11 protein-coding genes and 1 pseudogene are annotated in these 13,120 nt (G+C 69.3%); all 12 read right to left on the bottom strand.

Annotated features, from left to right (window positions below):
• A pseudogene (locus tag Q7P21_RS14510) lies at positions 1-235 on the bottom strand (outer membrane protein assembly factor BamD); the annotation flags it as partial.
• Between the two features lie 163 nt (positions 236-398).
• The gene (lpxC, locus tag Q7P21_RS14505; protein ID WP_304177630.1) at positions 399-1,292 is read right to left on the bottom strand and encodes a UDP-3-O-acyl-N-acetylglucosamine deacetylase; all 894 of its coding nucleotides are present in this window, start codon (positions 1,290-1,292) and stop codon (positions 399-401) included.
• Positions 1,293-1,539: 247 nt separating this feature from the next.
• Positions 1,540-3,165: a cell division protein FtsZ gene (gene ftsZ, locus Q7P21_RS14500; RefSeq protein WP_304171158.1), complete on the bottom strand. Its 1,626-nt coding sequence runs from the start codon at positions 3,163-3,165 to the stop codon at positions 1,540-1,542.
• A gap of 354 nt (positions 3,166-3,519) precedes the next feature.
• Positions 3,520-4,866, bottom strand: a complete 1,347-nt coding sequence (gene ftsA / locus Q7P21_RS14495; RefSeq protein ID WP_304171160.1) for a cell division protein FtsA — start codon at positions 4,864-4,866, stop codon at positions 3,520-3,522.
• A gap of 1 nt (position 4,867) precedes the next feature.
• Complete coding sequence (locus Q7P21_RS14490; RefSeq protein ID WP_368670083.1) at positions 4,868-5,662, bottom strand: cell division protein FtsQ/DivIB; 795 nt, start codon at positions 5,660-5,662, stop codon at positions 4,868-4,870.
• A gap of 58 nt (positions 5,663-5,720) precedes the next feature.
• Entirely contained in the window at positions 5,721-6,698 is a 978-nt protein-coding gene (locus Q7P21_RS14485) for a D-alanine--D-alanine ligase (RefSeq protein ID WP_304171164.1), read from the bottom strand.
• Positions 6,695-8,077 carry a M20/M25/M40 family metallo-hydrolase gene (locus Q7P21_RS14480; RefSeq protein WP_304177628.1) on the bottom strand — a complete coding sequence of 461 codons (1,383 nt, stop codon included), beginning with the start codon at positions 8,075-8,077 and terminating at the stop codon, positions 6,695-6,697. Before Q7P21_RS14480 ends, Q7P21_RS14485 begins: the two co-directional genes overlap by 4 nt.
• An 89-nt stretch (positions 8,078-8,166) precedes the next feature.
• Positions 8,167-8,745: a histidine phosphatase family protein gene (locus Q7P21_RS14475; RefSeq protein ID WP_304177626.1), complete on the bottom strand. Its 579-nt coding sequence runs from the start codon at positions 8,743-8,745 to the stop codon at positions 8,167-8,169.
• A complete protein-coding gene (gene murB, locus Q7P21_RS14470; protein ID WP_304177624.1) occupies positions 8,709-9,620 on the bottom strand; it encodes a UDP-N-acetylmuramate dehydrogenase in 912 nt (303 codons plus the stop codon). The genes Q7P21_RS14475 and murB overlap by 37 nt, the downstream gene beginning before the upstream one ends.
• Positions 9,621-9,785: 165 nt before the next feature.
• Positions 9,786-11,204, bottom strand: a complete 1,419-nt coding sequence (gene murC, locus Q7P21_RS14465; RefSeq protein WP_304177622.1) for a UDP-N-acetylmuramate--L-alanine ligase — start codon at positions 11,202-11,204, stop codon at positions 9,786-9,788.
• A gap of 9 nt (positions 11,205-11,213) precedes the next feature.
• Complete coding sequence (gene murG / locus Q7P21_RS14460; protein WP_304168759.1) at positions 11,214-12,311, bottom strand: undecaprenyldiphospho-muramoylpentapeptide beta-N-acetylglucosaminyltransferase; 1,098 nt, start codon at positions 12,309-12,311, stop codon at positions 11,214-11,216.
• A 53-nt stretch (positions 12,312-12,364) separates the two neighbouring features.
• Positions 12,365-13,120 (bottom strand): FtsW/RodA/SpoVE family cell cycle protein (locus Q7P21_RS14455; RefSeq protein ID WP_304177620.1); only part of this gene is annotated, 756 nt, incomplete at its 5' end.

Below are 13,120 nucleotides of genomic sequence, written 5' to 3'. Positions count from 1 at the left end.
ACCATTCCGAATAGGGGTGCTGACGCTCCACCTCGGCGAAATAGTCCACGGCCTGATTCCACAGCCCACGGTCCAGCCGGTCCGCGCCGGTGGCGTAGAGCAGCTCCACGGGGCGCTCCTCATAGACCAGCTTGGGCTTCTTCGGCTTGCCGGCGCACCCGGCGAGGGCGAGGGCGACAATCACGGCGGCTATGGCCGGACGAGCCCAGGAATTGCGAAGCAAGAACACCTTCACCTCAAAGACCAATGCGCGCCCCCGCGCCGAAGAAGGAAGGTTCTACACTAGGGGGGCGCGAGCGCAAACGGGATGACAGCGGAGGTCGATGGCGTCATCGCCCTACCCTCCCAGGAGCGTCCTTGGGACGATACTATTGCGGCGAAATAGGGTCGCGACGGTCTCAGACCGCTTCGGCGAGTTCCTCGACGAAGGCGCGATAGCGCCAGGCGTGCGGTGCGGCCATCAGGGCGCGGACCAGGGCGTTGTTGATGCCGTGGCCAGCGAGGATACCCTCGAAGCGGCCGAGCACCGGGGCGCCTAGCACGAACAGGTCGCCGATGGCGTCCAGCGCCTTGTGGCGCACGAATTCGTCCGGGCGGCGCAGGCCTTCCGGATTGAGGATGCGATCGCCCTCGATGACGACGGCGTTCTCCATGGAGCCGCCGCGCGCCAGGCCCATGGCGCGCAGGGCCTCGACCTCATGCAAGAAGCCAAAGGTGCGGCAGTCGGCCAGTTCGTCGCGGAACGCCTGATCGTCCATGACCAGATCGACGCGCTGGCGGCCGATTGCGGCGGAGGCGAAGGAGATCTCGAACGCCACTTCGAACTGGCTGGCCGGAGTCAGGGTGGCGCGCTTGTCGCCCTCGACCACCTCGATCTTGTCGAGAATCTCGATGAAGCGGCGCGGCTGGTCCTGGCGACGACGGCCGGCGCGGTCCAGCATCTGGATGAACGGCAGGGACGAGCCGTCCATGATCGGCATTTCGGGCCCATCGAGCTCGACCACGGCGTTGTCGACACCCGACATCACCAGGGCGGCCATCAGGTGCTCGATGGTGGCGACGGTCACGCCGGCGGCGTTCTGGATCACCGTGCCGAGCTGGGTCTTGCAGACCGCCTCGCCAGTGGCTGGCACCCGGTTGTCGCGATCGGTCACATCGGTGCGCACGAAGACGATGCCGCTATTGACCGGGGCGGGACGGACCGAGACCCGCGTATGGGCGCCCGTGTGCACGCCCACGCCAGCGAAGATGGCAGGGCCTTGCAGGGTGTGTTGATACGCTGAAGAAGCCAAGCTCGTCGTCCTCTGGACCTGGACCTCGCGGCTCGAGTGAACCGTGAAGCGCCCTGCATGCCGGATACGGGCTATGCTGCGGCGCCGCAAGACACGTCCTGTTTCCGAATGTTTCGAATCGGGACAGTCGAGAAGCCTCGGAAATTCAAAGCCTAAGGCTTCGCTCCTGAGGCGAATTCCGATGCCTGTAACGCGAAACGGCCGAGGTTTCCCTCGGCCGTTCCACGGATGTCGCGAAAACGGGAAGCTAGTTGGCCAGACGGCGCAGGAAGGACGGGATCTCCAGATCTTCCTGGGTCTCAGCCTGCTCCTGCTCCAGCGGAGCTTCGGCCGGTTGAGCGCCGCCGCGCGCGGCGGGCCGCGCCGCAGGCGCCGGAGCGTCATAGCGGGGCCGACTGCCGAACAGGCTGAGGAAACCGCCGCGTTGCGGACGACGATCCTCGAACGCCGCTTCCCCGAACAGCGGTTCGTCGTCCTCGTCCGCCACGGACGGATCGACGATCCGGGTCATGGGGGGCGCGGGTTGCGGCGCCGCAGCGTAGCTCGGCTGCGGGCGAGCCGCGGCCGTGATCTGGGGTTCCACCCGAACCGGCTCCGGCGTGGGGACCGGCGCATGGGAAGGGGTCGGAGCCGCCGCGTAGAGATCGGCCTGCGGCGGGGCCGGCGCGGGCTCGTAGCTGCGCATCACCGGTTCCGGCGCGGGGGCCGGCGGCGGGACATAGGCTTGGGCCATGGGCGGCTCGACATAGCGCGACGTCTGGGCGGCCGGGGTCGCATAGATCGAACGGACCGGTTCAGCCGAGACCTGCGGCGCGACATAGCCGACCGGACGGGCCGGTTCCGGCGCGCGCAGCGGCGGAGCCTGGAGCGGACGACGCTCCATCTTCGGTTCGATGGCGGCGATCGAGGCGCCGTCCATGCCGGTGGCGACCACCGACACGCGGATCATGCCCTCCAGCGTCGGATCGAAGGCCGCGCCGAAGATGATGTTGCCCTCGGGGTCGACCTGTTCGGAGATGGCGTTGGCCGCCTCGTCAACTTCCAGCAGGGTCATGTCCAGGCCGCCGGTCACATTGACCAGCACGGCCTTGGCGCCCTTCAGCGAGACCTCGTCGAGCAGCGGGTTCTGGATGGCGTTCTGAGCGGCCATCAGGGCGCGGTCTTCACCCGACGCCTCGCCGGTCCCCATCATCGCCTTGCCCATCTCGGTCATGACCGTGCGGACATCGGCGAAATCGAGGTTGATCAGGCCGGGCAGCACCATCAGGTCGGTGATGGAGCGAACGCCCGAGTGCAGGACCTGGTCGGCCATGCCGAAGGCCTCGGCGAAGGTGGTCCGCTCATTGGCGACCCGGAACAGGTTCTGGTTTGGAATGACGATCAGGGTGTCGACATAGCGCTGCAGCTCGCTGATGCCGGCCTCGGCCAGACGCATGCGGTGGCGGCCCTCGAAGTGGAAGGGCTTCGTCACCACCCCCACGGTCAGGATGCCGCGTTCACGAGCGCACTTGGCGATGATCGGGGCGGCGCCGGTGCCGGTGCCCCCGCCCATGCCCGCCGTGATGAACACCATGTGGGCGCCATCGAGATGCTCGCCGATCTCGGGGATCGACTCCTCGGCGGCGCTCATGCCGACCTCGGGGTGAGCGCCGGCGCCGAGGCCTTGCGTCACCTGAACACCCAGCTGGATGCGCCGGTCGGTCTTGGAGAAGGACAGTTGCTGGGCGTCTGTATTGGCGACGACGAATTCGACGCCCTCCAGCCCAGCCTCGATCATGTTGTTGACGGCGTTACCGCCCGCCCCGCCGATTCCAAACACGACGATGCGCGGCTTCAACTCGGTCGCGCGCGGCGCGGAAAGTGCAATAGCCATGGGACCTCTCGCGTCCTCCGTCAGTCTGCTCATTGGGACCCCGACGACCCGCCGGCCAGGACCCCGCGACGGTAGGCGTTAAGGAAGCGCCCACCATCGTTAATTGGCGGTTAACTGCATAAGGCGAGTCGGAGATCAGTCGAGCCGGCTACGGAGCAAAATTTGTTGCCCCATAAGGCTTGCGCGTTAACCATGCTTCTGAACTGCGACATCCCGCCTCACGATATTCTTAGGGCCTTCCGACAGTTGCCGGATTCGCACCTAAGCCCAGAGTGAGTCGCTATTGAGTCGCGCGCCGCTACCGGTGTCGCAAGATTCGTCCGCGCGTGCGAACCACAGGCCTTCGACCTGAGGTCAGAGGTTCTCGCGCAGCCAGGCGGCGGCCTTGGCGACCGGGTTGGCGTGGGGATCCAGGGGCTCGCGGCGCAGCTTGGCGCTGGCCAGAGTCTTGGCCGAGACCGCTTCGCGGGGCCCGAAGGCCGAGCGATGGAGCACGCCGGCGGCGGCGCAGAAGGCCGGGCCCGAAGCGGCGTCGGCCAGGTGCGGCACCCGGCGGGGACGGCCCAGGCGGACCGGGCGGTCGAACACCCGGACGGCGACTTCGCGGACACCCGCCAGCTGGCTGGCGCCGCCGGTCAGCACCAGGCCTGCGCCCGGTTCGACCGGGGCGCCCGAGGCCTTGAGACGGTCGCGCAGCAGTTCCAGGGTTTCCTCGACGCGCGGCGCGATGATGCCCTTCAGCAGCGAACGCGGGGCGATCACCGGGCCCGCGCCCGGATCGTCGCCGCGCGGCGGCGCCTCGATCATCTCGCGGTCCTCATTGGCCGAGGCGATGGCCGAACCGTGCAGGGTCTTGATGCGCTCCGCGCCGGCCACTGAGGTCGACAGGCCACGGGCGATGTCGGCGGTCACGTGGCTGCCGCCGACCGGCAGGGTCTCGACGTGAATCAGGCTGCCGCCGGCGAACACCGCCGCCGAGGTCGAACCCCCGCCCATGTCGATGCAGACGGCGCCCAGGTCCATCTCGTCTTCTTCCAGGGCGGCGAGCGCCGAGACGAAGGGGGCGGCGACCACGCCCTCGAACTGCAGGTGGGCGCGCTCTACACAGGCGCCCAGGGTCTGGAACACGGCCTCGGAGACCGAGACCACCAGCAACTCGACAGCAAGGGCCCGGCCGAACATGGCGCGGGGATCGCGGATGCCGGACTGGCCGTCCACCGACCAGGCGACGGGCAGGATATGGGCGGCGCGACGGCCGGGAATCTTGATCTGGGCGAGCGCCGCGTGGATGGCGCGCACCAGGTCGCCGTCGGAGATGGCGCGGGCGCCGAGCGAGACGCGTCCGGCCACCCGGTGGCTGGTCAGCGATCCGCCGGCCGTGCAGACCGTGACGCCCTGGACCTGGACCCCGGCCACGTTCTCGGCCCGCTCCACCGCCTGGGCGATGGCGTCGGAGGCCTCGTCCAGATTGACGATCGAGCCGCCCTTGACGCCGCGCGACTGCACATAGCCGACGCCGGCCGTGGTCAGGGTGCGATCGCCGCGACGGATGCCGTCGGGCTTCATGATGAAACAGGCCACCTTCGAGGCGCCCAGGTCGACAGCGGCCACCACCGGCTGGCGCCCCAGCGCCGCCTTCAGTCCGTCTCGGCCTTCTTTCCGTGCTTCTGCGCGGGTCGCCAAAGTCGTCGGGCCCTTCATTCTAAACGCCGTTCGCCACGAGCTGGCCCGGAAGGGCCCCGTCTCGCGGCCGTACCGCCACCACTGAGGGATCGCGCAGGTCGATCCGCTCGAACCCCAGCTCCAGGATCCGCGACTTCTGGTCCAGCTGCTGCAGCTGGATCAGGGCGGCCTCCTCGTCGACCGCCGGCAACTGCACCAGCGAGCCGTCCTTCAGCCTCAGGTCCCAGCGGCGGTTGTCGACCCGCACCAGGGCCTCCAGCCGTTCCATCAGCCGGGGCTGGGCCGCCACCGCCGGCAGGATGGCGGCGGCGTATTCATTGGCCCCCTCCCCCACGATCAGCGGCAGGGTCGGGAACTTCGCGGACTCGGCCTCCGGAATCACCTGGCCATGGTCGTCGATCACCACGCTGCGGCCGCCGTGCTGCCAGACCGCGAGCTGGCGGCGCTCTTCCACCTTGAGCACCAGGGTGTCGGGCAACAGCCGCACGACGCTGGCCTGCTTGACCCAGCCCACCGCCTCAACGCGCTGGCGCAAGGCTTCCAGGTCGAGCCCCAGCAGCGGCTGGTCCTTGTAGACGCCGGCCGCCTTGAGGATGTCGGCGGTGGCCATGGGCGAGGCGCCCTGGACCCGCACGGAATTGAGCTTGAAGCCGACGGAGCCGAACTGGCTGGCGACGGCGTCGCCGACCGCCTGGGCCATGTGCTCGGCCCGATGGCCGGTGACCAGGGTGGCGATCAGGGCGACCGCGGTCAGGCCCGCCGCACCGATCAGGGCGTATTTCGGCGACAGGCCGACACCCTGGGCCGCGCGCAACTTGGCGTGCGGGATCGGGGCCGGCCCCCGCGCCTTGGCTTGGGGACGCGCCTTGGAGCTAGCGGAGGCTTTCGCCCGGGGTTTCGCCTGAACGCGCGATCCCCCCCGCAACGCCGCGGGCATAAGCATCCTCCGTGATCCAAAGCACCAGTTGATCGAACCCAACACCCTTCAGCGCCGCCTGCTCGGGTACGAGCGAAGTCGGCGTCATTCCGGGCTGAGTGTTGACCTCCAATAGGACCAGAATGTCGTTAATGTCGTCATAACGAAGGTCGCTGCGGGTCACCCCGCGACAACCCAGCGCGGCATGGGCGCGCTCGGCCAATTCCAGTGCTTTGTCAAAGGCATGAGTCGGCAGATCGGCGGGCAGGATGTGCCGCGAACCGCCCTCTCCATACTTGGCTTCGTAATCATAGAATCCGGAGGCCGCGACGATGTCGGTGACCGTCAGCGCCTTGCCGTCCATGACCGCCACGGCGAGCTCGCGACCCTGGATATAGGGCTCGACCATCACCTCCTCGCCGAAGGTCCAGCCGGGGGCCACAACCTCCTGCGGCGGGCGGTTCGCGCCCTCCATGATGATGAACACCCCGACCGACGAGCCCTCCGCATTGGGCTTCACCACATAGGGCGGGGCGATCACGTGATCGGCGGCGACAGCGAACCGGTTGAACAGTCCGCCGCCCGGGACGGTGACGCCTGCGGCGGCCATCACCGCCTTGGCCTTGGCCTTGTCCATGGCCAGGGCCGAGGCCAGCACGCCGGAGTGGGTGTAGGGTATCCGCAGGGTCTCGAGGATCCCCTGGACGCAGCCGTCCTCGCCCCACTCCCCATGCAGGGCGTTGAAACATACGTCGGGCTTCAGCTTGGTGAGAACCTGGGCCAGGTCGCGGCCAGCATCGACATAGTCGACCTTGGCGCCCAGACGCTCCAGCGCCGCGCCGCATTCGCGGCCCGAGACCAGGCTGACCTCGCGCTCCGAAGACAGGCCGCCAAGCAGCAGGGCCACATGACGGCCGGAGAGGGGCAGGCTCACTTGGCCTCCTGGGCGGCCAGGGCGCGGAAATCGATGTCGCTGTCGGCCACGGTGTAGAGGAAGGCCGTCCAGACCGCGACGTTCTGGGCGAGTTCGGCCGGGTCGACCTTGTCCAGGGTGTCGTCGGCCGAGTGGTGCAGGTCGAAGTAGCGGCTGGCGTCCTGGTTGAAGTCCACGAAGGGCGCGCCATTGGCGATCAGCCCCTCGATGTCCGAGCCGCCGAAGCGCGGGGCCTCCCGGGTGACGATGACCTTCAGCGGCGCGATGGCGGCGGTGAAGGCCTTCATGGCAGGCTGAGACAGGCTGTTCTTGGGAACCGAGAGGCTCCAGATGTGACCGGCGCCCAGGTCGCTCTCGCCGGCCACCACGATGGCCGGAGTCTCGGCCTTGTGGGCGGCGCCATAGGCCTCGCCGCTGCCGCCCTGCTCTTCCGAGCCCCACATGACCACGCGGATCGTGCGGCGCGGGCGCTGCGCCCCACTGGCCGCGAGCTTGGCGGCGGCGGTGGCGATCGCCACGCCAGAGCCGTCGTCGATGGCGCCCGTGCCCGGATCCCAGCTGTCCAGGTGACCGCCGACCACCAGCACCTCGTCCGGCTTCTCGCGGCCCTTGAGCTCGCCGACCACGTTCCAGGCGTCGGCCTTGGGAGTGTAGGTCGATTGCAGGTTCAGTCGGATGCGGATCGGCTGGCCGCGATCGGCCAGATGCTCCAGCAGTTCGGCGTCGACGGTGGACAGCGCCGCCGCCGGAATGCCGCCCGGGCCCGCCGTGCCGGTGTGCGGCAGGCGGGTGTCGTCGGTGGACAGCGAGCGCAGCAGATAGGCCGCAGCGCCGCGCTTGGCCGCCTCGGCCGGGCCCCGGGTGCGCTGGGCGTTGATGGCGCCATAGCCGGAGCCGTCCTGGGCGCGGACCATGCGGCCGGTGACCACCACGATCTTGCCCTTCATCTCCGCCGCTGGGGCGGCGAGGAAGGCCTCATAGGTGCGGTAGAGCACGATCTCGGCTTCCAGCCCGCCGGCCGGGGTCGGGGTCGAATTGCCCAGGCCTAGTATGGCGAGCTTGCGCGGATAGGCGCCGACCAGCTCGGCGCTCTCGGCGCCGCGCAGCCAGGAGCCCGTGACGAAGGGCTCCACATGGACCTTCTCGAAGCCCAGGCTCTTCAGCTTGGCGACGCCCCAGTCCTTGGCCTGGGTCATGGCCGGCGACCCCACCGGACGCGCCCCGACCTCGGTGGTCAGGGACTCCAGCACGTTCCAGGCCGTGGGGTCACTCAGCGCCTTGTCGCGCAGGGCGGCGGCGGTCGCGCCGAGGTCGGCGGCGGCGGCCGGCTGGGCGGCCAGGAGGGCGGTGGCGGACACCGCGATCAGAAGGGTTTTCATGCCTCGCCGGTCGCCCGTTCCGGGCCGGGAGTCAAGCGCTCCCCTGTCCTTGAGGGAACCGGCCGCCGCCAACGTCCTGTCAGCAGAACTCAGGCGACGATCTCGAAGTCGTCCCTATCTGCCGAGATCACCAGCGCGGTCGCGAGACCCAGGTGTTTCCAAAGCGGCATGGCGTCGACGCCCAGCACCTGCGCAGCCCAGAGCGAGATCACCCGGCCATGGGCGACGACGACCAGGGTTCCGTCGGGATGGGCGGCCATCTGGCGGTCGAGGGCGTCGGCGAACCGCCGCCGGGCGGCCTCGCCGGTCTCCTCGCCCAGCACCAGATGGTGGGGCTCTTGGAACATGCGCGCGACCAGGGCCTCGAACACCTGCTGGTCATGGAAGCCGCCGGTCTCGTTACGCTGTTCGCCAAGCCCAGCGTCCTGACTGAGCGGCAGGCCGAGGACGGCGGCGATCGCCTCTGCGGTCTGGACGGCCTTGAGCTCGGTGCTGGAGGCCAGAGCAACGGGCTCGAAGCGATCGAGCTTGCCGGCCAGGGCCGTGGCGGCGGCGCGACCCTCGTCGCTCAGCGGCCAGGTGGTCGGGGCCGCGTCGGGGTCGATCTTCGGCTGGCCGTGCTTGACCAGGATCAGCCGGCGGGGCGGCCGATGCGCTTGATTTCCCATTCCAGCTCGATCCCCGTCCTGGCCTTCACGTCGGCGCGCACCGCCTCGCCCAGGCCCTCCAGGTCGGCGGCGGTCGCCTCCCCGGTATTGATCAGGAAATTCGCATGCAGGGGCGAGAACATGGCGCCGCCATGGGGTTTGCCCCTCCAGCCCGCCTCGTCCACCAGTTTCCAGGAGGACTGGCCGGGTGGGTTCTTGAAGGTCGAGCCGCCGGTCTTCTCGCGGATCGGCTGGGTGGTCTCGCGCCGGGCGGTGATCTCGGCCATGCGGGCCTCCACGGCGACGGGATCGTCAGCCGTCCCTTCGAACAGGGCGCCGGTGAAGATCAGCCCGCCGGCCGCCGCCTTGGCCGACTTGCGATAGGAGAAGCCCATCTGGGCGTTGGAGAAGGTGACGCGCTCGCCGGCGCGGGTGACCGCATAGGCCTCGACCAGTATGTCCTTGGTCTCCGCCCCATAGCAGCCGGCGTTCATCACCGTGGCCCCGCCGATCGAGCCCGGCACGCCGCGATAGAATTCCAGGCCGGCGATCCCGGCCTTGGCCGCCTCGCGGGCGACCATGGCGTCGAGCGCCGCGGCTCCGGCGAAGATGCGGTTGTCGCCCCGAGCCTCGACCCCGGCGAAGGCCTTGCCCAGCCGGATCACCACGCCTTCGACCCCGCCGTCGCGGACCAGGGTGTTGGATCCGACGCCCAGGGGGATCACCGGCACGGCGGGATCCAGGCCCTTGAGGAACCCGGCCAGGTCGGCCTCGTCCGCCGGCAGGAAGATCACGTCCGCCGGCCCGCCGACCCGGAACCAGGTGAAGGGCCCGAGCGGCTCGTCGCGCAGCAGCTTGCCGCGCACGGCGGGAAGGTGGTCACGCCAGTCGGCCATCAGGCTGCTCCCCCCTTGGGGGAGCTGTCTGCGAAGCTGGCCGAGGGGGCCGGCCCGAAGGGACGGATACAGACCCTCCGCTGAAACCGCTGCTTGCGCAGCGGCCCCCTCCACCGCTTCGCGGCCCCCCTCCCCCAGAGGGGGAGGAGCCTGTCGGCGAAACCCTCACCCACCGGCCAGGGCCTCGAGCTGCGGCGGCAGGGCGTAGGCCCAGCTGGTGATGTCGCCGGCGCCCAGGCAGACGACCAGGTCGCCGGGCCTGGCCTCGGCCTTGATCAGGCGGGCGAGCTCGGCGGGATTGGACAAAGGCAGGGCGCGGCGATGGCCGAAGCGGCGCAGGCCATCCACCAGGCCGTCGCGACTGGCGCCCTCGATCGGCGCCTCGCCCGCGGCATAGACATCGGCGACGATCACGACATCGGCGTCGTTGAAGCAGCCGCAGAATTCGTTGAACAGGTCATGCAGCCGCGAATAGCGATGCGGCTGGACCACGGCGATGACCCGCCCCTCGGTCACCGCCCGCGCGGCCTTCAGCACCGAGGAGATCTCCACCGGATGGTGGCCATAGTCGTCGATCACCCGCACCCCGCCGGCCACGCCGGTGGTGGTGAAACGGCGGCGCACGCCCTCGAACCCGGACAGCCCCGCGCGGATCGCCGCTTCGGTGACGCCCAGCTCGCGCGCCACGGCGATGGCGGCGAGCGCGTTCATCACATTGTGGTGGCCGGCCATGGTCAGGTGCAGGTCGGCCCAGCGGAAGGTCGGCCCCTCGATCGGGGCGATCACCGCATCGAAGCGCGAGCCGTCCGGCCCCATGGTGATCTTCTCGGCCCGGACCTGGGCCTGGGGATTGACCCCATAGGTGACCAGCCGCCGGTTCTCGACCCGGGCGGCCATGGCCTGGACCTCCGGGTGGTCGGTGCAGACCGCCGCGAAACCGTAGAAGGGGATGTTTTCCACAAAGTCGCGGAACGCCTTCTTCACGGCGTCGAAGTCGCCGTAGTGGTCCAGGTGCTCGGGATCGATATTGGTGACCACGGCGCAGGTGGAGCGCAGCTTCAGGAAGGTGCCGTCGCTCTCGTCTGCCTCGACGACGATCCAGTCGCCCTCCCCCACCTTGGCGTTGGTGCCGTAGGCGTTGATGATCCCGCCATTGACCACGGTGGGGTCCAGGCCGCCGGCGTCGAGCAGGGCGGCGACCATCGAGGTGGTGGTGGTCTTGCCGTGGGTGCCGCCGACCGCGATGGAGAACTGCAGGCGCATCAGCTCGGCCAGCATCTCGGCGCGGCGGACCAGCGGCAGTCGGCGCTCGCGGGCCGCGGCCATCTCAGGATTGTCGGCCTTGATGGCGGTGGAATAGACGACCGCCGAGGCGCCCTCGACGTTAGAACCGTCCTGGCCGATGAAGATCCTGGCCCCCAGCTTCTCCAGCCGCTCGGTATTGGCCGAGGCCTTGGCGTCGGAGCCCTGCACCGTGTAGCCGATGCGCAGCATGATCTCGGCGATGCCGCTCATGCCGATGCCGCCAATGCCGATGAAGTGCACGGGGCCAAGTTCGAAGGGGACGGGGCGGCGACGGGTCATGGGGTGAGCCTAGCGGCTTTCGGCGGTCTTCTCGACCAGATCGGCCAGGCGCTCGGCGGCGTCCGGCTTGGCGATGGAGCGGGCGCCGGCGGCCATGCGCGCCAGCCGGTCGGGATTGGTCAAAAGCTTGGCCAACGCCTTGGACAGGCTGTCGACGGTCAGCTGGCTCTCGCGGGCCACCTCCGCCCCGCCGGCCTCGGCCATGACCTTGGCGTTCTGGCCCTGGTCGTCGTCGAGCGCGATGGCCAGCGGCACCAATATGGCGGGCTTGCCGGCGATGGCGAACTCGCAGACCGAGCCCGCGCCGGAGCGGCCGATCACCAGATGAGCCTGGCGCAGGCGGGTGGCCATGTCGCGGAAGAACGGCGCGATCTCGGCCTGAACATTGGCGTTGGCGTAGATGCGGCGCGCGTTGTCCATGGACTCGGCCCGGGTCTGCTGCTGGATGCGCAGCCGGTTGCGCAGATCCTCGGGCAGGTTGGCGATGGCCTCGGGCACCAGTTCGGAGAGCAGGCGCGCGCCCTGGCTGCCGCCGGTGATCAGGAGCCGCAGTGTGCCGTCCGGTTCTGGCGGCAGATAGGGCTTGTCGAACAGGTCGGCGATCTCGGGCCGCACCGGATTGCCCACCACCACGGCGGTCTGGGCGACGCGCGGCGGGGCCTTCTGCAAGATCGGGAAGGCGCAGGCGACGGCGCGGACATGGCCGGCCAGACGGCGGTTGGCCCGTCCCATCACCGCGTTCTGTTCGTGCAGCACGGTGGGGCGGCCCTGGGTGATGCCGGCCAGCAGGCCGGGCACGGAGGGATAGCCGCCAAAGCCCACCACCACGGCGGGGTCGATGCGCTTGAAGGCGTTGCGGGCCTGCAGCACGCCACGGAAGATCGACAGGCCGGCCAGGGCCATGCCGATCGGGTCCTTGGGCTTGTAGGTGCGGGCCGACAGGCCGATGCGCTCCTCGGCCGGGAAGCTCTCCGCGAAAGCCGCGACCCGCTCGTCACTGGCCAGCACGATCCGCCAGCCACGGGCGATCAGGGCTTCAGAGAGCGCCTGGGCGGGGAAAAGGTGACCTCCGGTGCCTCCGGCGGCGACGACGGCGATTTTGCGCATGGGCGCCCGTTTAGGTGAAAGGCGGAGAAATGGGTAGCTCTTCTAGCCCCGATCTAGCCCTGGGCGTAGGCGCCGGGGCGACGTCGCGTGAGGGCCAGGGCGAAGCCGAGGGTCAGGCAGATGGCCAGCATGGACGAGCCGCCATAGGAGATGAACGGCAGGGTCATGCCCTTGGTCGGGATCATGTTGAGGTTCACCGCCACATTGATGAAGGCCTGTTCGCCGACCATCACGAACAGTCCGGCCGCCGCCACCTGCTGGAAGGGGTCATTGAGCTTCATCGCCTTGTAGAGGCCGCGCGTCACCAGGAAGGCGAACAGCGAGATCAGGGCCAGGGAGAAGATCAGGCCATATTCCTCGGCCGCCACTGAATAGATGAAGTCGGTGTGCAGATCGGGCACGTGGCGCTTCATCACGCCCTCGCCCGGGCCACGCCCGAACAGGCCTCCGGCGGCGATGGCCTCGGCGGCGCGGTCCACCTGGTGGGTGTCGGCGCTCTCGGGGCTGAGGAACCGGTCGACCCGGCTGGCCACGTGGGGGAACAGGAAATAGGTCGAGGACAGGCCAGCTGCGGCCACCCCGCCCAACAGCATCACCCAGGACAGGGGCACGCCGGCCATCCAGAAGGCCGCGCCGAAGGCGACGGTGATCAGAACCGTCTGGCCGACGTCCGGCTGGATCAGCAGCAGGCCGATCGACAGGAAATAGAGGCAGAAGGCGATCGAGACGCCCGGCACGCCCTCGCCCTTCTGACCCTCGGCGAACATCCAGGCGACCAGGATGATCAGGGCCGGCTTCATGAATTCGGA

This window comes from Phenylobacterium aquaticum, assembly GCF_947378715.1.
Taxonomy (GTDB): Bacteria; Pseudomonadota; Alphaproteobacteria; order Caulobacterales; family Caulobacteraceae; genus Phenylobacterium; species Phenylobacterium aquaticum_A.
The sequence above is the reverse complement of the archived record's forward strand: the minus strand, read 5'-3'. Positions and strand labels throughout refer to the sequence as shown.

What these genes read in the sequence shown, in the direction of transcription:
- ftsZ (WP_304171158.1), bottom strand. Translation starts at nt 3,165, where the DNA reads ATGGCTATTGCACTTTCCGCGCCGCGCGCGACCGAGTTGAAGCCGCGC.
- ftsA (WP_304171160.1), bottom strand. Translation starts at nt 4,866, where the DNA reads ATGAAGGGCCCGACGACTTTGGCGACCCGCGCAGAAGCACGGAAAGAA.
- Q7P21_RS14480 (WP_304177628.1), bottom strand. Translation starts at nt 8,077, where the DNA reads ATGAAAACCCTTCTGATCGCGGTGTCCGCCACCGCCCTCCTGGCCGCC.
- Q7P21_RS14475 (WP_304177626.1), bottom strand. Translation starts at nt 8,745, where the DNA reads ATGGGAAATCAAGCGCATCGGCCGCCCCGCCGGCTGATCCTGGTCAAG.
- murB (WP_304177624.1), bottom strand. Translation starts at nt 9,620, where the DNA reads ATGGCCGACTGGCGTGACCACCTTCCCGCCGTGCGCGGCAAGCTGCTG.
- murC (WP_304177622.1), bottom strand. Translation starts at nt 11,204, where the DNA reads ATGACCCGTCGCCGCCCCGTCCCCTTCGAACTTGGCCCCGTGCACTTC.
- murG (WP_304168759.1), bottom strand. Translation starts at nt 12,311, where the DNA reads ATGCGCAAAATCGCCGTCGTCGCCGCCGGAGGCACCGGAGGTCACCTT.